This is a genomic window from Pontibacter ramchanderi (assembly GCF_002846395.1).
Lineage (GTDB): Bacteria > Bacteroidota > Bacteroidia > Cytophagales > Hymenobacteraceae > Pontibacter > Pontibacter ramchanderi.
The window spans coordinates 1,036,021-1,055,409 of the sequence record NZ_PJMU01000003.1; the positions used below are offsets into that span (position 1 = coordinate 1,036,021).

Annotated in this window: 13 protein-coding genes; 8 read left to right on the forward strand and 5 right to left on the reverse strand. The window is 52.6% G+C overall.

Going from position 1 to position 19,389, the window contains the following annotated elements:
- Positions 1-12: 12 nt before the first annotated feature.
- Together BD749_RS17080 and BD749_RS17085 are read left to right on the forward strand one after the other, a co-directional pair.
- A complete protein-coding gene (locus BD749_RS17080; protein WP_245869376.1) occupies positions 13-387 on the forward strand; it encodes a VanZ family protein in 375 nt (124 codons plus the stop codon).
- A gap of 135 nt (positions 388-522) precedes the next feature.
- Positions 523-3,171, forward strand: coding sequence for a S8 family serine peptidase (locus tag BD749_RS17085; protein WP_101446564.1), 2,649 nt, complete (start codon positions 523-525; stop codon positions 3,169-3,171).
- A gap of 263 nt (positions 3,172-3,434) precedes the next feature.
- On the opposite strand, the gene BD749_RS17090 is transcribed toward BD749_RS17085, so the two are convergent.
- The 5 genes from BD749_RS17090 to BD749_RS17110 form a co-directional block, all read right to left on the reverse strand.
- Positions 3,435-4,238: a M57 family metalloprotease gene (locus BD749_RS17090; protein ID WP_101446566.1), complete on the reverse strand. Its 804-nt coding sequence runs from the start codon at positions 4,236-4,238 to the stop codon at positions 3,435-3,437.
- A 358-nt stretch (positions 4,239-4,596) separates the two neighbouring features.
- Entirely contained in the window at positions 4,597-5,478 is an 882-nt protein-coding gene (locus tag BD749_RS17095; RefSeq protein WP_101446568.1) for a YicC/YloC family endoribonuclease, read from the reverse strand.
- Between the two features lie 156 nt (positions 5,479-5,634).
- Positions 5,635-6,786 (reverse strand): serine hydrolase domain-containing protein, encoded by a 1,152-nt coding sequence (locus tag BD749_RS17100; RefSeq protein WP_101446570.1) that lies wholly within the window; start codon positions 6,784-6,786, stop codon positions 5,635-5,637.
- A 7-nt stretch (positions 6,787-6,793) separates the two neighbouring features.
- Positions 6,794-10,003, reverse strand: coding sequence for a hypothetical protein (locus tag BD749_RS17105; RefSeq protein ID WP_101446572.1), 3,210 nt, complete (start codon positions 10,001-10,003; stop codon positions 6,794-6,796).
- 4 nt (positions 10,004-10,007) lie between these two features.
- Positions 10,008-11,096: an NAD(P)/FAD-dependent oxidoreductase gene (locus BD749_RS17110; protein ID WP_101446574.1), complete on the reverse strand. Its 1,089-nt coding sequence runs from the start codon at positions 11,094-11,096 to the stop codon at positions 10,008-10,010.
- A gap of 81 nt (positions 11,097-11,177) precedes the next feature.
- Here BD749_RS17110 and BD749_RS17115 point away from each other — a divergent pair, with 81 nt between their 5' ends.
- From BD749_RS17115 to BD749_RS17135, 6 genes are all read left to right on the forward strand, one after another.
- Positions 11,178-11,816, forward strand: a complete 639-nt coding sequence (locus tag BD749_RS17115) for an MBL fold metallo-hydrolase (RefSeq protein ID WP_101446759.1) — start codon at positions 11,178-11,180, stop codon at positions 11,814-11,816.
- 8 nt (positions 11,817-11,824) lie between these two features.
- A complete protein-coding gene (gene pssA, locus BD749_RS17120; RefSeq protein WP_101446576.1) occupies positions 11,825-12,529 on the forward strand; it encodes a CDP-diacylglycerol--serine O-phosphatidyltransferase in 705 nt (234 codons plus the stop codon).
- 38 nt (positions 12,530-12,567) lie between these two features.
- A complete protein-coding gene (locus tag BD749_RS19690) occupies positions 12,568-12,696 on the forward strand; it encodes a hypothetical protein (RefSeq protein ID WP_262503006.1) in 129 nt (42 codons plus the stop codon).
- Positions 12,697-12,759: 63 nt separating this feature from the next.
- Positions 12,760-16,299 (forward strand): type IX secretion system sortase PorU, encoded by a 3,540-nt coding sequence (gene porU / locus BD749_RS17125; protein WP_101446578.1) that lies wholly within the window; start codon positions 12,760-12,762, stop codon positions 16,297-16,299.
- A gap of 49 nt (positions 16,300-16,348) precedes the next feature.
- On the forward strand, positions 16,349-17,473 hold the full coding sequence (gene porV, locus BD749_RS17130; protein WP_101446580.1) for a type IX secretion system outer membrane channel protein PorV: 1,125 nt from the start codon (positions 16,349-16,351) through the stop codon (positions 17,471-17,473).
- A 15-nt stretch (positions 17,474-17,488) separates the two neighbouring features.
- Positions 17,489-18,769, forward strand: coding sequence for a M16 family metallopeptidase (locus tag BD749_RS17135; RefSeq protein ID WP_101446582.1), 1,281 nt, complete (start codon positions 17,489-17,491; stop codon positions 18,767-18,769).
- The last annotated feature ends 620 nt before the right edge of the window (positions 18,770-19,389 follow it).

Here is a 19,389-nt window from a genome sequence, read left to right on the forward strand (position 1 = left end):
ATAGAGGCAGGTTTGATCCTACGGTATAATTTCTTTACCCTCATTTGGGCAGCAGTGATCATGGTATTGACGCTGCTGCCCTCCTCTTCTATGCCCTCCCTTTCCATTTGGGAGATCTTCTCGTTCGATTCGTTTGCGCACGCCTTTATGTTTGCCGTGCTCACCTACCTGCTGGTGGTGGGGCTCAAAAAGCAGTATACCTATCCGCGGGTGAAACACTTTGCCATCCGTACCTCTTTCTTCGTGAGCTCCATGTTCGGCATCGCCATTGAGCTTCTGCAGCACTTTTTTATACCTGGCCGCCAGGGCGATATCGTAGACGTGCTAAGCAACACAATTGGCTGCATCCTGGGCATCCTGCTCTTCAAGTGGATCTACAAAATGTAGACCTCCATTAGATTCCCTCCCATCTATTTTCTTGTTCAAACACAGGTATAACCCTGATTTTCAGCAGATCAGCCTCCATTAGCTATTGCCTATATGCGGTCTATTGAGTAGCTTTAGTGCTATTCTGTGTTCCTTATGCCGCTACGCTACAAACTTAAACAAACACCCTGGTTGCCTGTGCTCTGTCTGCTGGCACTGGTCCCTTTTCAACTGCAGGCACAACAGGTCGCCACTCCGCCCCCGAGGCTGGTTAATCAAAAGCTGGCGCCCCACCTGCAGCAACTCAGCAAAGACCTTCCGGCTGCTTCCTACCGTGTGCGGGTCTCTGATACACAACGCTTCCATACCTGGCTGCAACAGCAACCGCTCACTGTCACTGTACAGGAAACCTCCCCGCCTGGTAATGTACTGCTGATATCCGGCATCGAGCCAGCACAATTGCTGTTGCTAGCTGCCTCGCCCGAAGTGCTGTACGTGGACAAGCCAAACCGCCGGGCCGTGGAGGAACTGGAGCTGCGCGACGTCGATTTTGTGGTGAATAACATTTACGCGGCACAGGCCGCGCTTCCAGAACTGGCCGGGCAAGGAATGGCGGTTTCCGTGAAGGAATCAGCTTTTGATCCGGCCGACATCGACCTGCAGGGTCGTGTCATTGATCCGGAGGCCATGGCAGACAACCGCAGTCCGCACGCGACCACCATGGCCACCCTGATAGCGGGTGCCGGCAATACGGGCTCTAATGGCAGAGGTATAACGCAGCACGCCCTTATCGCCCACTCCAGCTTCGAAGAACTCTTTCCGGATGACAGCGAGATGCTGCTGCGCCAAGGTATAAGTGTGCAGAACCATTCTTATGGCGTGGGGGTGGAGAACTACTATGGCCTGGAAGCACAGGCCTATGACCAAGAGGCACGTCAACACCCTGTGCTGCTGCACGTTTTTTCGTCTGGCAACAGCGGCGACCAATCTGAAACGAGCGGCACTTATGCCAACCTGCCAGGTATAGCCAACCTCACGGGGCAGTTTAAAACCTCCAAAAACACGTTGAGCGTAGGTGCACTCGACCCGGCTGGGCAGGTAGGTATACGCAGCTCCAGAGGACCGGCTTATGATGGCCGCATTAAACCAGAATTGGTGGCGCATGGGGCAGCAGGCACTTCAGAATCGGCGGCTGTGGTATCAGGTATAGCCCTGCTGGTACAGCAGCTTTACAAAGCACAGCACGGCAGTCTGCCACCGGCCGCGCTGGTAAAAGCAGCACTCATCAACAGCGCCGATGACACGGGCAACCCGGGCCCTGATTTCGTTTCTGGTTTTGGCAATGCCGATGCGCTCGGAGCCCTCCGCAGCATACAAGCCCAGCACTTTAAAATAGATGCCGTGGCTATGGGTCAGTCCCGCAGTTTTCAGGTGAGAGTGCCCGCGGGAGTGCATCGGCTGAAGGCAACCCTGGTATGGCATGACCCTGAAGCGGAACCCAACGCAGAAAAGGCGCTCGTCAATGACCTGGACCTGCTGCTACGGCAATCAGGCTCCAGCAAAAGCTGGCGACCCTGGGTACTGAGCACCTTCCCTCACCCCGACTCACTGCATCGGCCCGCCCGGCGTGGTTTAGACCGCCTGAATAACGTAGAGCAGATCACGGTGGAGAAACCAGCGGCCGGCACCTATACTTTGCAGGTGTCGGGTTTTCGTGTGCCGCAAGGTGTGCAGGAGTTCAGCCTGGTTTATGAACTGGAACAGGGCCGCGAATGGCTTCACCCGATTGCCGCCACTACGCTAACGGCGGGCCAGCCGAACCGCCTGGTGTGGCAGTCAGGTGCGGTTACAGGCGCTGCCGACTTGCAGTACCGCCTGCTTGGCTCCGACAACTGGCAAACCATTGCGCAGAACGTAGACCTCAGCGAAGGAAGCTATACCTGGCAAACACCTGATACGGTAGCCACGGCCCAGCTGCGCCTGCTTCAGAAAGGGACAGCACTGCAGTCAGAGGAGTTTGTTCTGGCCCGCCCCGCCCATCCCCGAATCGGTTTTAACTGTGAGGAGCAGGTGATGCTGCACTGGCCCGCCCAGCCCAACACGCAGGAATACCAGGTATACCAACTGGGTGCCACGCACCTGGAGCCCCTTCTCCGCACAACTGACACCCTTGCCGTTATCAATAGAAATTTGCTCAAAGACGGTTACCTGGCGGTGGCGCCGTTTATCCAGGGTTTGCAGGCGACTTATGGGCGCAGTGTGCCCGCAGAGTTTGCAGCGTCTCCCTGCTTTATCAGTGCTTTTCAGCCGGAACAGTTGGTAACACCCGCCGAAGCGCTCTTCTCGTTAGGCCTCAGCACCACTTACCAGTTGGCCCAACTGCGCCTGGAGCGACTGGAGAAAGGAGAATTTAAAACAGTGCAGACGAGTACCCCATCAGCGGGCCTGCACTACCAGTTCATAGACCAGGCTCCGGTACCTGGGCGAAATGTGTACCGCGCGAGCGTGACCACTGCGGATGGAAAAACGATCTACAGCCAGGAAGAAACCATTATCTATACCCCGAAGAACTTTGTGCAGGTATACCCCAACCCGGTGCAGGCAGGAGAGCCGGTGTTCGTAGCCGTAGAGGGTGAGACGGTTACTGTGCAGCTATTTGACCGTTTGGGTCGGCTTATGCGGGAAGCCCGGGAAACCGGCATGCTGAAGGAGGTGCAGACCAAAGGTTTGCTGCCAGGGCTTTACATCATGCGGCTAACTACCGGAAACGGCACTGTCCTGTCCAGCAAAGTAATCCTGCAGTAGACTCTTATCACCATCCTCATTAGCCGTAGTTTTAAACCGGAGGCTTCCGAATTGCTCTGGTTTCCGGCTTTAGAAAGCCTTTCTGCCAGGAGGTATACTAACTTCAATTCCCAAGAACCAGCATCTTAAAAAACACAGGTCAGGACGCATACCTATACCTATACCTATACCTATACCTATACCTATCCTGACACAAAGCCATGAAAAGAAAAAGGCACAGCCCCACTCATGGGACTGTGCCTTTCTTTGCAGTCAGAACCGAACTATTGATACAGGTATTGCAGGGCAGTTCTGTCGTTTGAGTTGAAGTAGCGGTTTACACCCGTACCAATGCAGGCCAGCATCCAGGAGTTCGGATCAGCGCCGGTTGGCGTGCCCGGGATGTGCACGGCGCCCACAGTAGAGGCACCCTCGTTGTAGTACGAGCCACCGCAGCTATAGGCCCGGTTCATGTAGTCGGTGTGGCGGAAACCGATGGTGTGGCCGATCTCGTGGGCCAGGATGGTGGCCAGGTAGTTGGTGCCCGGGTTAGTGCCAAGGTAATCAGAGTTCACCTTGATGCTGTTGTAGGGGTTACCACCAGAAGGGAAACCGGCAGAGGCCAGGTAAGAAGAACCGGCCGGCGCCTTCGACAAGAGGATGTTGTAGCCCGAGGACACGCGGCGGAACTTGAGGCGCAGGTTCTCGGCATTGAAGCGGCGGATGGCCTCGTCGAGCGCCGTTACATAAGAAGAAGGCAGGCTGGTGGTGATGGCCACGTTGATGGTGCGGCTGGTGCCTACGCTTACCAGGTTGTTGGTGCGATACTGCTCCTCCTCGCCCACGCGCAGAGCCGTGGTTTCAGGAGAGTGCTGCAAGTCGCTGTCTGAGAAGAAGATGTCGCCTTCCACAATGTAGCCGCCCTCGGTGCGCTGCACATTGTCGGTATTGAAGCCCATCTCGGAGATTTTAGCCTTGGTGAGGGGTGAGATCTCGTTGGCTGTTACGTCGGCCTCTTCTTGCTGGCAAGAGGAAAAACCAAACATGGCCGCCAGGGCCAGGAGAGAAAGTAAGCGTGTTGTTTTCATTAAAATATATTATTATAGTTAAACATGTGTGTAATATAGGGCAAAACAACACATCAAACAACACACAAAAACGCCTGAAAATCAACGTTTTAACAGCATTTAAATAGCTTGAAAAAGGTTTCGTAAATATCAAGCATTAAATATAACTTATATAAGAATTTATACATACTTATGAAACTGGGTTGCAATAACAAAGCGCGTCCAGAGCTGAAAAATTTTTACTGAAAATTGAAAAAAATTCGTCGTGGCCTTTCGTGTATACACAACAATGGGCAATTACATATGACATCCTCCCGGAAACAAAAAAGCAGCTCCCCGACTAGGGAGCTGCTGAAGCTATTTTGTGTAGCAGGTATGGCTACAGTATGTTGTTGATCTGCTCTTTGATCTTCTCGAGTTCTTCTTTCATCTCCACTACGTGGTGCTGAATGGCCGCATCGTTGGCTTTGGAACCAATCGTGTTGATTTCCCGGCCAATCTCCTGCGAAATGAATCCAAGCTTTTTGCCAGTAGGCTCCGGCAGGTATACCGTTTCGGTAAAGTAGTGCAGGTGGTTGATCAGGCGTACCTTTTCCTCGGCAATGTCAAGCTTCTCCATATAGTAGATCATTTCCTGCTCGTAGCGGTTCTGGTCGTAATGGTCCGAAGTCGATATTTCGGTGATGTGGTTTTTGATGCGGTTGCGGATGTGCTCCATGCGTACCGGGTCCTGCTTTTCTACCTCGGCCAGCAGTATCCGGATACGATCGATGTAGGACATGATCTCTGCCGTAAGGGCCTTTCCTTCGTCAGCACGAAAAGCGTTGATGCTGTCCAGGGCCTGCTGCACCAGGGGCTGCACAGTTTCCCAGTCAGCTTCGCCTTCCTCATCCTCGCCCTGGTCCTGCTGCAGCACGTCCGGCATGTGCAGCGCCAGCCTAAAGAGGTCATTCTTGGAACCGCCCACCAGGTCGGCGGCCGCGTTGAGCTCCTCATAATAAGCCTTCAGCAGGTCTTTGTTGATATTGCTTTTTGCTTTCTGCGCTTTGTTCTTGCTGTAATCAACGCAGATGCTCACTTTGCCCCGCACGAGCGCTCTTGTCAGCATGGTACGTATCTCGTACTCACGCTCCGACAAAAAGCGCGGCAGGCGCACGGTCAGGTCCATGCCCTTGGAGTTAAGTGATCTGATTTCGACGTTGATGGAATACTGGTCAGTATCGAGGCGGGCACTGCCATAGCCTGTCATGGACTGCAACATAGGCACTTTAAAAAATTGATGTTCCGGCAAATTAGGTATAATTCCTCACTTATACGCAGCCGGAGGCCAAAAGCTTATACGCAGCCGGGACACACCACGCTAGCGCAATGCCGATGACCTGGTCTATAGCTGGATGCTAACAGGAGGATTTTATGCCTAATGCACCATTTGGTTTACGGCATCGATCATGGCCTTAACTTCGGAAGGATGCCCATCGGTGCGCTCGCCGCGCTTTTTGCCTAGCCGCACGACCACGAGTTCTTTCTCAGGTATAACGATGACGTACTGCCCTAATATACCGCGTGCGTAGAAGACAGACTGGCCTTTGTAATCCGGCAGCAGCCACCATTGGTAGCCATAGTGCGAGGTAGGTTTGCCTGTGTCTGCATCGGGCAGGCTACTCGGGGTGAGGGATGCCTGCACGTATTCCGGCGCTACCAGGGTGTCTCCCTTCCAGACTCCGTTTTGCAGGTATAGCTGCCCAATACGGGCGAAATCGCGGGCATTGGAGAAGAAGCAGCAATAGGCTTTTTCGTTGCCAAGCGGGTGGTCAATGCTCCACTCAGCCTTTCGTTCGGCGCCAAGCGGACGCCACAGTTTTTCCTCTGCGTAGTCAGCCAGTCTTTTTCCGGTGGCGGCTTCCAGCACAAAAGCCAAAATTTGCGTATCGCCGCTTTTATAGGAGAAGGCCTGACCCGGCTCCTCCACTGCCTCCAGCCTCCGGATCACTTTCTTCAGGTCAGACCCGTAATATGCCTCGGTGGTAACAGAAAACGGATTGCCATACGACTCATCCCAGTTCAGGCCCGAGCTCATCCAAAGCAGGTGCCGGAGCGTGATCTTGGCTTTCGTCCCTTCCCTTAACTCCGGCAGAAAATCCCCCACTGGTTGGTCTATACTTTTGATCGCTCCTTCGTGCAGGGCTACTCCCACCAGCATGCTTACAATGCTTTTAGCCACCGAGAACGAATTGCTCAGCGACTCCTCGGAGTAGCCATCCCAGTACTGCTCGTACAGCAGCGAATCGCGGTGAATGATCACGAAAGCAACCGATTCCAGTTGCTCGTGCAGCTGTTGTAAGCCCTTTGGTAGGGAGATCTGGTTGTAGTTGGTTGCCAGCGGCCAGGGCTGTGGCTGGTCAGAGGCCGCTATCTTCCGCTGATGAAAGATCAGGTTGTCGTCAATGTCAGCGAAATTATGGTACAGGGCTCTGTATACGTAGTTTTTGTCGGCCATCTGTAGCCAGGCAGCCGCCAGACCGATCACCAGAATAAAGCCAACACCAAATCGCTTGGTTTTCCGGTTCATGCCTCAGTTAGAAGTCGTAGCCCAGGGTGATGTAAAACTTAGGTCCTTTACGTGAGTCGTCTTCCTCGCTCCAGGCCATGTCTACCTTGCCGTATACCCCGAACAAAGTAGTGCGCGCGCCAACCCCATAACCCAGCAGGAACGGGTTGCGGTAGTTGATCACCGTGATCTCAAACGGACTGGTATTGGTCTGGTCTATACGGCCGCCTATCACGCGGGTGTTGATGGAGTTGTTGCCTGTAAAGGGGTTTGTGCCGTTGTAGGCCGAGCCTGCATCGCCGAAGGCGGTAAACTGCAGGTTGCGGAAAAAGCCGGAAGGTATAGGACCATCGTAAAGGTACTGCACAATGGGCACACGCAGCTCGAGGTTGGCCAGCAGCACCTTGGACCCGCGGCGGGCATTGAAATTGAAACCGCGCAGCGGCGTTGTGTAGTCAAGGTAAAAGAGATCAGCTGGTGTTCTTACCACCACGTCCTCGCGTGTTGGCGTACCGTCGTCTTCCGACGCGAAAAGCCAGTTATCCATCCCTCCGATCAGGAAGTTTTTGGGGGCGTTTCCGAAGAAGGTGCCATAATTGATGCGGCCTGCCAAAATGATCTGGCGGTGAATTTTCTGGTAGCGGCGCAAATCCAGGTAAAACTTACTGAAGTTCTCCGAGCTGTGCTCAAAATTCTTCAGGCTCATGATACCTGCTTTCATGCGCGTGCCTTCCAGCATGTTTACTCCGCGCACCACCGAGTTATCAAATACCAACTCCACGCTGCCGCCACCAAAATAGTCAACCCTGTCTGGCGTTACGAAGCTGTTGATGTAGGTAAAGCGCGTGTTCACAAAACGGGGCTGCATGCGGATGCTGGTGCTGTAGCTGAGCGGGTATACGAGCGTTGGAGAGAACTCATGTTTGCCGAACCGCACGACAGAACCCGGGAACTCGGGCGCCTGCCCCACGATCACATCGCGTCGGTACTGCAGGCCAATGTCGAAGCGGTTTTTGAGGTTCATGTATTCTGCGAGCATGCGGCTTGTCTCCAGGTCGGTGCGCAAAAAGGCGTTGCCCCGAATATGGTGATTCTCAAAAAGATCGCTCATGTTCACACCGGCCACGATGCCGAAACCCAACTGCGGGTCGGCGTATACCGACGTGATCACCTCCTGTACACTAAAGCGCAAGTCATAGTCTACCGGACCAGCAATCGGTACACCGCCCTCGGTGGTGCGGGCACGCTGTGGCGCTGCGGCTTGTGCTTTGGCCTGCGTTTCGGCCTGCTGCTGTTCCTTGGCGTCGCTCTCAAACTGGTAGTTCTCGATGTCTACCTCACCCTGGCGCTGTGTTCGCCTGCGCGTTGTGGTACCTTCCACTATTTTGCGGGTAGTGGCTGTTGCGGCAGCGGCAGAGGTACGGGCGCGTGTCTCCAGGATGATCTGGCGGGAGGTCTTAGGCAGCGAGTCCTGGGCCATCGGGCTGAAGTTCGGGAACACGTACACGAAACTGCGGGCATTGTCGTCGGCTGTTAAGGCAAGCGCGTTCGCATCGCCTCCCAGGTCGTAGCTTTCGATGTCTTGCAAAAAGTTGGAGATAGGGCGGCGTGCTCCTGTGGCAACATCGTAGCGGTACAGACTGCGCACCCCAGTCTCTTCGCTCAGGTATACCAGGTTGCCGTCTGCCGTGGCGCGTGGCCGTAGCTCGCTCGCAATCGAAAAGGTAATCTGCCGAGCATTGCCCCCATCGCGCGGCATCAGGAATATGTCGTAGTTGTTCACCACTCCAGAAAAACTGCCGGTCGCTGTCAGCCCTGTTGTGTCTACAAAACGATTGGAGCTGAAGGCGATCTGGTTGCTAGCCCCCTTCAGGAAAACCGGCTGTATATCGTCGTAAATATCATTGGTGAGTTGTTGCTGTAAGCGTCCGCCGCTTGAGAGCAGGTACAGGTCGGTTTGGCCGTTCTGCACAGCGCTCACCAGCAAGGTGCTGCCGTCTTCGGAGTAACTCATGTCGCGCACCTGCGAGAACTGGCTGAGGGTAACGGCTGGGGTGCGGATGTCGTCGAACACAGGTATACGGGAGCGCCGGCGTGTAGAGTTGATTTGCCGCAGCACCATTTGTCCGCGGCGTGCCTCCACGAAGCCGAGCTGGGTATTGGTGCGCCAGGCAAGCACAGGCAGTTTGTAATCGATGCGCTGGTCTACGGTTTTGTAACCACTCTTCCATACCACGCGGCTGCGGTTGCTGCCCACCTCCTTCACTATGATCTGGTAGCTTCCGTTCTCGTTTTCGGCATAGGCCATCAGGGTACCTGCCGGGTTAAGCACAGGTTGGGTATAGCGGATGTCTTTTTTGTTCTTCTGGAAAACCTTATTGGCGGCGGGCAAGCTCACCAAAGGATTGTCGCCGCGCGTGTTGATCTGGGTGTAGTAGTTGTGGCAGTCCTGGAGGAAGCGCTTGTACGGGATGTTGAGGCTGCTGGTAATGCCCACCTCGGTGTCGCGGGTAATGCGGGTCAGGTTAAGAATGTTCTGGATGGAGGTATAGCCATAGCGCTCGGCAATGTAGTTCCAGATTGCCTGGCCGCCCAGTTCCTGGTCGCGGGCCAGCACATCTTCCATGCGGGCTTTGCTGTTCACCAGCAGCATGTCGCGCACGTAGTTGTCCATGCGCAGGCTCCAGCCCTCGGCGGTATAGGCGGCCACACCGCTGATGAACCAGTCGGGTAGGCGCAACAGGTAGCTACTCTGCAGCGCTTCTTTCAGGCTGCCGCCATACATCATGTCGTTGAGTAAGAGCTCGGTGAGCTGGTAGCTCAGGTCGCGCTTAAAGTCGGTTTGGGTACCATCGTAGGCCAGCTCGAGCTTGTTTTTGAGGAAAAGCGTTTCGCCACCGGTCTGGAACTGGTCGCGCTGCATGCCGATGTTACTCTGCTTCAGGTCCGTCATCGAGTTATAGACGATGAGGGTGATTTTGGAGTAGGGGTAATAGCCAATGAAACTCGTGATGCGCTTGAGTTCGCGTTCGGCATACTCGGCTGCGTTGCGTGCCGACTGGTCGCCGCCGGCATAAAAGTAGATGTTAAAGTTTTGGGTGCTGTAGAGCTTCCAGTCGAAGTTCTTATACTGGATTCGGCTCCGGCCAAAGGTTTGTACATTGGGCTGGGCCATGGCCACTTCGCCTGCCGTAACGCAGCACAGGAACAGTAACAATAACCTTATGGGAAAACGCATGCGCTTAGAGTTCTTGGTTATGGTGTTTTATATAGTCGTAATATAACGAATAATATCTCGAAATGTGTACGTCCGGCATTATTTCTGCGCCATCCGTCAGCGCTTTGGCAAACACATGGGCCAGGTATGGCGCCATCAGCACACCCTTGGAGCCCATGCCGTTGAACACGCTCAACTGCTGATGCTCCGGATGCCGGCCCATTAGCGGGCGACGGTCGCGTACGGCAGGCCTGATACCGGCCCAGTGCCTGCTCACCTGGTAAGTTTGTGTGGTAATCTGCTCAAAGCGCTCGCTTAGTTCCGCCTCTCCTTCGGGGGTTGGTTCTTCGTCGGGTTGGCGCCAGTTGTAGGTGGCCCCTATCTTAAAGCGGCCCTCTCCTACCGGAACAACGTAAACGGCTTTATTATAGATGCATTCGGGGTTAAAATCCTGCGTTTGCACCTCCAGCACCTCGCCTTTGGTAGGCTGCAAAGGCAACCACCCAAAGTATGGGTTCTGCACTGCCTGCCAGCCTTCACAGAAAACCAGATGATGCGCTGTTATGTTTTTGTAGACCACACTTTGTTCGGCCAGCTGCAGTTGCTCTATCTCAAAACGCTCCGGCAATAGGGCCTGATCCTGCTGCAACTCTTGCAGCAACAGATCAAGCGTCTCGGCGATGCGCAGGTAACCACCCTTTTTGATCATAATACCACCGAATTGATCCTGCACAGACGCAGCCCCGGTGCTTTGGGTATAGGTAGCGCCAATATATTCGCTCCAGTTGCCTTCGGCGCTTTTGGCCATCCAGTTGTTCTGCTCCTCTATGGTCGAGAAGACTTTGTAAATCGGTTTGTGAATGAAGAGCTGCTGTTGGAATCTCTCCTCGAGTTCATCGTAAAAACTGTCGGCGTAAGGCAGTAGCGTGTCCACGAGCCAGGATTTGGCAAAGCGCTTACCGGCCACGGGGTTAACGAGGCCGGCGGCCACGCGGGAGGCAGAGTTAGATTTGGGCTCGTCGATCACCAGCACCCGCTGGCCCTGCTTGCGCAAGGTATAGGCCAGTGTGGCGCCGGCAATGCCATGCCCCACTACGATGTAGTCATAATTCATACAGGCAATTTACGACTTACGCCTGAAGTTCGTAACTTAGAAGCCGAATTTGTGGGTCCGCGCCCTGTGAACGAGAAAAACATGAACATTACCTGTCTTACATTCAACCCCTTCCAGGAGAACACTTACCTGCTGCACGACGACACAAAGGAGTGCGTGGTGGTAGACCCTGGTTGCTATGAGCTAACGGAACAGCAAGAACTGAAGCGCTACATTGAGGCAAATGAGCTGAAAGTAGTGCGCCTGCTCAACACACACTGCCACATCGACCACGTGCTGGGCAATCGGTTTGTGGCCGACACCTATGGTGTGGAGCTGGAAATACACGAGAAAGAGCTGGAGATTCTGCGGGCAGTGCCGGTGTATGCACCGAACTATGGGTTTCAGATGTACAGTGGTGCCGAGGCATCGGACAACTACCTGAAGGAAGGCGATACGATCAGGTTTGGCAACACCGAGCTGCAGATCATCTTTGCGCCCGGCCACGCGCCGGGACATGTGGTGTTTTACGACGAAGCCGAGAAGGTATGCATTGGGGGTGATGTGCTGTTCAAAGGCAGCATTGGCCGCACCGACCTGCCCGGCGGCGATTTCGACACACTGATCAACAGCATCAGAACCAAGCTTTTCACGCTGCCGGACGAGACCGTGGTATACCCTGGGCATGGACCTGAAACTACTATTGCGTACGAAAAGAAGTATAACCCATTCCTACGCTAAGCCCCCGGATGAAAAGTTACATACCTAACGCAATCACCTGCCTTAACCTGTTCTGTGGCTGCCTGGCGCTGTATTTTGCCTTTAATTTCCGGCTGGAGTATGCGGCATACCTCATTGGCATAGCAGCTATTTTCGATTTTCTGGACGGCATGGTGGCCCGTGTTTTCAACGCCTACTCCGAGATAGGCAAGCAGCTGGACTCGCTGGCCGACATGGTTTCGTTTGGCGCTGTGCCGGGCGCTATTATGTTTGCGCTCCTGTGGCAGGCGGAGACTTCCGTGCTGGGTATACCTGCCGACATACTGCCATTCTTTGGCTTCCTGATCACGATCTTCTCGGCCCTGCGCCTGGCTAAGTTCAACATCGACACCCGTCAGGCTGAATCTTTCATTGGGGTTCCGACACCGGCCTGCTCCATGTTTATCGGTTCGCTGCCGCTCATATTGGCAACTTCCGGCAACCTTTACGATAACATTATCCTCCACCCTTACTTTCTGCTGGCAGTAACGGTTATTTTCTCATACCTGCTGGTAGCCGAAATACCTTTGTTTGCGCTCAAATTCAAGAATCTGACCTGGAAAGACAATGCCACCCGCTTCGTGTTCCTGGGTATATCGGTCTTGCTGCTGGCCCTGGTTAAGTTTGCAGCTGTACCGCTCATCATTGTGCTCTACGTGCTGCTATCTGTTTTCAGAAAAGCGCCTAGCTCCTAAATCCTTCTCTACCCTGGCAGTGGTTCCGTTAAGAAACAGTGCCTCAGGTAAACGAACAAGGTATAGCCCAGCAAGGTATAGCGTTGTTCAGGTATACCTTGCTGGCCATTAAAATATCTCAGAACACGTTAGCGGCTTCTCTCCTCAATTATCGCCGATTTGTTTAGCTGAAAGGATAATCTTCTGTAAATTTATACAGCGCATCATTCTTTCACTTACTTACGCCTGCCATGCGGATCTTTTTGCTGCTGTATACCTGTCTGCTGATAGCACCGCCCGCTGGCGCTCAAACCAGCACTGCGTCAGCCTGGCAGCATCAACAGCCTGAAGAGCCATCGTCCCGGAACACCACGCAGAACAGCCAGGGTGGGTTTGCTACGTCATCGGTCCTGAGTTCGGGCAACTGGTATAAGATCGGCGTGACTGAGTCAGGTATACACCGCATCGACAGGGCACTGCTGCAGACACTTGGCATCAATACCCAACAGCTCGACCCGCGCACACTGCAGCTTTACGGAAACGGGGGCGGCATGCTTCCACAGCCCAATAGCACACCCCGGCCAGACGACCTAATAGAGAATGCCATATGGGTGACAGGTGAGAGCGACGGAAAATTCGACGAGGCCGACTATGCACTCTTTTATGCCCAAGGGCCCCATACCTGGCAAGCAACAGGCGACAACCCGGCCTTTCGGCACAGCCACAACATCTACTCCGATACCGCCTATTACTTTATCCGGGTGGGAACCAGCAATGGCCTCAGAGTGAGTCAGCGGGAACAGGCAAGCGGGGCTGGCCCGGTTATTACGAGCTACAATGAACGCCTTTACCACGAGCGGGATCTGAAAAACATGGTCAACTCCGGGCGCGAATGGTATGGCGAGGACTTTAGCGCTTTTACTGCCTCGCGCGAGATCAACCTGCCCGTCTCGGATCTGGTTACGGGCTCTGAGGTGCGGCTCACGGCTTTCCTGATGGCCAATTCGGCAGCCGAGAGTTCTTATACCTTGCGCCTCAACGGCCATACCCTGGGCACCCAAAAAATCAGCGGGCGCGGCTCCTTTGCTTACCATCCGGAAGGTGTAAACAGTACCAGCACCTATACCTTGAACCAGCAGGCACTCGGGCAACCGACAAGCCTTAAAGTAGGCATTAGCTTCAGTACAGGCAGCAACGCCACAGCACTGGGTTTCCTCAATTACCTGGAGTTAAACTACGAACGGCAGCTCAAGCTCTACGGCAATCAGACAGGCTTTCGCTCCGTAGCAAGTGTGGCCAACCCGGTGAGTACATTTATATTAACCGGCACGCCTGCCGGAACGCAGGTATGGGACGTTACAGATCCACTACAGCCCGTTGTGCAGCCGACTACAGTGGCTGGCTCTGACCTTACTTTCAGTGCGCCAACGGAAGTGCTACGGGAATTTGTCGCGTTCAAGGAAAACACGGGCCTCAAACCGGCAGTCTTTGGCAGGGTAGCTAACCAGGACCTGCATCACCACAACCTCGATGGCCGCCTTGACCTCGTCATTCTGACCCATCCCCTTTTTTTGCAGGAAGCTAACCGACTGGCCGCACACCGCCGGCAGCACAGCAATCTGCACGTGGAGGTCGTTACAACCACTCAGGTTTACAATGAGTTCTCTTCAGGTGCCCAGGACGTAACCGCCATACGCGACTACATGCGCATGCTGTACAAGCGAAGCAGCAAGCGGGGCGACGAGGTACTATACCTGCTGCTCTTCGGCGATGCGTCTTATGATTACAAAAACCGACAACCCAATAACACCAACTTTGTGCCCGTATATCAATCGCGGCAATCGTTGCACCCAATTAGCAGCTACTCTTCCGAAGACTACTATGGCTTTCTGGACGACGAGGAAGGCGAGTGGGTAGAGAACAGCACCGGCGACCACCTTCTCGACATAGGTATAGGCCGCCTGCCTGTCAAAACACCGACAGAAGCAGCCACGGTGATTAACAAGATCATCGCTTACGACAGCCCCGGCCATTTGGGGAAGTGGCGCAGCCAGGTAACCTTTGTGGCTGACGATGGCGACTACAACGAGCACCTACACGATGCCGAGTTTTTGAGTAGCTACCTGGAGCGCGAGCACATCCGCTACAACCCCAACAAGATATACCTGGACCTATACCCGCAGGAGGCTGTGGGGAACAGGCAACAGGCTCCTGCAGCCATTGCCGCTATCGACAAAGCTATAGAGCAGGGCTCATTGATTGTGAATTATACCGGGCACGGTAACGAAGTCAGCTGGGCCTGGGAGCAAATCCTCACAATAGCCCACATCAACAACTGGCGCAACAAAGACCGACTTACTTTTCTGCTAACTGCCACCTGCGAGTTTGGGCGTTACGACGACCCGCGGCGTTCCTCTGGTGCCGAGCTTGCCTTGCTGAACCCGAATGGAGGAGCCGTTGGCCTGCTGACAACCACCCGCCCTGCTTTCTCCAGCGACAACCGCGTGCTTAATCGCAATTTCTTTAAGGCAGCCTTAAGCCCGCTGAATGGCCGCATGCCCCGACTGGGCGATGTAGTTCGGCTCACCAAAAACAATAGCCTAACGGAGGTTGGGGGATCGAGAGGCGTGAATAACCGTAACTTTACGCTGCTGGCAGATCCCTCACAGCAGCTGGCATACCCACATTTGCAGGCACACCTTACACAACTTACATCCCAGTACACTGACACCTTGGCTGCGCTTGACAAGGTAACGATGAAAGGTGTGGTCCAAAACGCAGCCGGAGGTATAGCCACTGATTTTGATGGCACGCTGCACATCACCGTCTACGAGAAACCAACTACCCGCCGCACCTTTGGCGACAACACACCGGAGCGAAGAGACGAGCCCGCTCTACCCGGAGGTAAGGTACCTATACCTGTTCGGCTGCGCGAAAACGTGGTATACAGTGGACAAGCGTCTGTAAAATCAGGAGCCTTTGAGGTGGGTTTTGTCGTGCCCAAAGATATTGACACACGCCATGGCAACGGCAAGATAAGCCTTTACGCCACCAACCATACCCATGACGCTATGGGTGCAGACACGGCCGTAGTGATTGGCGGCACGGCCACAGGTATAGCACCAGACAATACTCCCCCTAGCATCAGCTTGTTTATGGATGATGAAAGTTTTGTTTCGGGTGGCACTACAGGCCAGCATCCACTTCTTCTGGCGAAGCTATCCGACGAAAACGGGCTGAATACGGCAGGTATAGGCTCGGGCCGTGAAATGGTTGCCATGCTGAACGAGGGCACCGACAGCGCTATCGTACTCAATGACTACTATACCGCAGACCCCGACAACTACCGGGCAGGCACTATCCATTACCCTTTCAAAAACCTGCAGGAAGGCCGCTATACCTTGATGCTAAAAGCCTGGGACACACACAATAACCCTGCGGAGAAACGGCTGGAGTTTATCGTATCGAACAACGAAAAACTAACGATTACCAAGCTGCTGAACTATCCGAATCCGTTTTCGGGGAGCACCACCTTCCACTTCAACCACAATAGAGCTGGCGAAAGTCTTGATATCCATATTCAGATATTCACCGTATCAGGAAAGCTGGTAAAAACGCTGCAAGGCACCAGCCTTGTTAGCACGTCGCACTTATCTGAGATAACCTGGGATGGGAGAGATGAAATTAACGCTCCATTGGCCCGCGGCGTATACGTTTACCGAATCATTGTACGTTCTCAGTATGACGGCGCAACTGCTACAAGTTTTGAGAAACTTGTGCTCTTGAATTAGTAAAATCCTATAATATTTCTATATTTGATTTTGCATCAACACCCTCTATATGTATAAGAAAAATTTACTTGTAAAAGCCACTGCATTTGTGGCCGCCTTCTTTTCGGTGCACCTCGCATCAGCGCAAACATCTACTATTGGTCAGGATTCACGTACCGTAACCACAGCCGTTCCAATCCTGACAGTGGCACCTGATGCACGCTCTGCTGGTTTGGGTGATGCAGGGGTTGCGCTCAGCCCGGATGCGAACGCTCCGCACTGGAACCCAGCTAAGTTAGGCTTCGTGCAGAATGATATGAGTGTGAGCTTTTCTTATTCGCCATGGTTGCGCAACATCGTGGATGACATGTCGCTCAGCTACCTCTCAGGGTATAAAAAGCTTTCCGAGACATCTGCTATCTCTGCCTCGCTTCTGTACTTCGACTTGGGCGATATTCAGTTCATTGACGCCAACGGAAACGATATCACCGAATTTTCTCCTAAAGAATATGCGCTCTCGGTTGCTTACGGCCAAGCGCTGAGCGAGTACTTCAGCTTAGGTATAGGAGCGCGCTTTATACGCTCAAACCTGGCCGGTAACGTAACAATCGGAGGCGGTGCATCTCCTTTTGAATCGAAGCCAGGCAACACAGCTGCTGTGGATGTGGGTGTATACTACAACCGCGATGTATCTCAGAGCCTGAACCTGGGCTTTGGTGCTAACATTTCCAACATTGGCGGCAAGATCGCTTATACCAACGGCGACCAGAAGGATTTCCTTCCTACCAATCTGAAACTCGGTACAGCCATTACGTATAACCTGGACCAGTACAACTCACTGACTTTTGTGCTCGATGCGAACAAACTACTGGTGCCATCGCCAGGAGCCGATAGCACACAAACTGTGATTAGCGGTATCTTCACTTCGTTTGGTGACGCGCCGGGTGGTTTCAGTGAAGAGTTAAAAGAGATCAATTTCTCTGGCGGTGTGGAGTACTGGTACAACAACCTGTTCGCTGCGCGGCTAGGTTACTTTTATGAGAATCCTGAAAAGGGCAACAGAAAATATATATCAACTGGTGTAGGCTTGCGTTACCAAAAATTCGGAATCGACGCAGCATACCTGATCCCAAGCGAAAGAGGCAACCCTCTTGCTGAAACCATCCGTTTCAGTTTGTCGCTAAACTTAGATTAACAAATAAATTACAGAATGCTTGATAGAACAAAAGCACCAGAAATACATGAAATAGAAGCAGTCACCCTACAAATTGCTGAGGTAAGCCACTTAAGCAATGGAGCCAGACTGCATTTTATAAAAAGCGAAACCCAGCCTGTCATCAGGCTGGATTTTGTTTTTAAGGCGGGTAAGTGGTACGAAGATCAAGCCGGGGTAGCCGACCTGACAGGTAAAATGCTGTTTGAAGGCAGCATGAACTATACAGCCAAGCAGATTGCCGAGAAAGTGGCTTACTACGGTGCCTCTTTCGAAAATAACCATGGTTACGACCGTTCTGAATTTACGCTCTACTGCTTGAGCAAATATGTGCCTGAACTGCTCCCTTTAGTACTTGATGTGCTCCAGAACCCGATATTCCCGACAGAGGAATTTGAGTTGCTACGAAAAAGAAATCAGCAGAACCTCAAAGTTCAGCGACAAAAAAATAATTACCTGGCAACACATAGCTTTACCAAACTAGTTTATGGTGAAACGCACCCTTATGTATTTGGCTTGGATGAGCATGCATTAGATAATATCGGCAAAGAAGCTCTTTCAACTTTCTTCAAAAACAGGTATAGCACAGAACAGCTCGAAGTATTCGCTTGCGGCGCTATTGATGATGAATTGGAGAAACTGCTGGAAAAAGAAATTGCTACTATACAATTAGCTGGTGATACAGTTGAGCTCAATATGGCCGAGGAGATCATCACGAAACAAGAGGACTTCGTTTTGATGCCAGAGAGCCTGCAATCCTCAATTCGAATGGGCAAGCAGTTTCCATTAATTGGCCATCAGGACTATCACAAGCTCGTTGTATTAAATGAAATACTGGGAGGTTACTTTGGATCGCGCTTAATGCGTAACATCCGGGAAGATAAAGGCTATACTTATGGAATCTACTCAGCCATCTCACCCAAAGAGCAGGATAGCTTGTTCTTTATAGGAACTGACGTCAATTACCAGGTAACAGATAAAACGATAGAGGAAATCCGTAAAGAGATCAAGTTGCTACAAGCTGATTTGGTACCAGAAGACGAGTTGCAAACAGTAAAGAGCTACATGCTAGGCAAATTCCTGAACGACATTGCCACGATCTTTGAGCAGTGTGACAGGTATAAGCGAATCGTATTACATAAACTACCTTACGAGCACTATAACAATTATATCAGCACAATAAGAGGCGTGACAGCTGAAGAACTGAGAGAGTTAGCTAATCAGTATCTTGTAATAGAAAACTTAAAAACAGCTATCGCTGGTAAAAGACCAGACTAAGCAAATTTGATCTATAGTTATAAACAAATAAGGCTGCCCGATGACGAGCAGCCTTATTTGTTTATGCTATCACCGTTAAATCACCGCCTTCAAATACAGACACAATAATGCAAAATAAATTCTGCTCCTACTAAGCTGCAAAGGTCCATTATGTCTATATGTGTTTTGCTAAGATCGAGTCTTAAAAGGGAGATGGAGCTTAAAGGCTGTGGGGTATAAATGCGAATCATGAACTTAGAAGGTCCAGCATAAAACAAAGTGAATGTTAAGGCAAAAGAGCTGCTATGCTATACATACATCGATATTCTGCCTGGCTTTTTATTAGCTCCTGTACAATACTCATCCATCATTTCGTCCCCTGCTGCGCCTACCAGATCGGAAAAACCAGTTACCTTAGGTGCCTCTTACGATACTAAGTAACCATGGGGGTCCCCTTTGCCATTGTCTCTGTCGCCTGTCCCGGTCCGTCTTTCTAGGGTTCGCCTTGCCTTATGTTGCAGGTTCGAGGCAGCTGTTGTGGGGGCATGTCACGTGCTTGCCGGGGCGTGTCACGTGCTTGCCGGGGCGTGTCACGTGCTTGCCGGGGCGTGGCGGTGGGTGGTGGGTGTAAACGCAGGCAG

Coding starts and splice junctions, on each gene's coding strand:
- BD749_RS17085 (WP_101446564.1), top strand. CDS start 523: ATGCCGCTACGCTACAAACTTAAACAAACACCCTGGTTGCCTGTGCTC.
- BD749_RS17090 (WP_101446566.1), bottom strand. CDS start 4,238: ATGAAAACAACACGCTTACTTTCTCTCCTGGCCCTGGCGGCCATGTTT.
- BD749_RS17095 (WP_101446568.1), bottom strand. CDS start 5,478: ATGTTGCAGTCCATGACAGGCTATGGCAGTGCCCGCCTCGATACTGAC.
- BD749_RS17100 (WP_101446570.1), bottom strand. CDS start 6,786: ATGAACCGGAAAACCAAGCGATTTGGTGTTGGCTTTATTCTGGTGATC.
- BD749_RS17105 (WP_101446572.1), bottom strand. CDS start 10,003: ATGCGTTTTCCCATAAGGTTATTGTTACTGTTCCTGTGCTGCGTTACG.
- BD749_RS17110 (WP_101446574.1), bottom strand. CDS start 11,096: ATGAATTATGACTACATCGTAGTGGGGCATGGCATTGCCGGCGCCACA.
- BD749_RS17115 (WP_101446759.1), top strand. CDS start 11,178: ATGAACATTACCTGTCTTACATTCAACCCCTTCCAGGAGAACACTTAC.
- pssA (WP_101446576.1), top strand. CDS start 11,825: ATGAAAAGTTACATACCTAACGCAATCACCTGCCTTAACCTGTTCTGT.
- porU (WP_101446578.1), top strand. CDS start 12,760: ATGCGGATCTTTTTGCTGCTGTATACCTGTCTGCTGATAGCACCGCCC.
- porV (WP_101446580.1), top strand. CDS start 16,349: ATGTATAAGAAAAATTTACTTGTAAAAGCCACTGCATTTGTGGCCGCC.
- BD749_RS17135 (WP_101446582.1), top strand. CDS start 17,489: ATGCTTGATAGAACAAAAGCACCAGAAATACATGAAATAGAAGCAGTC.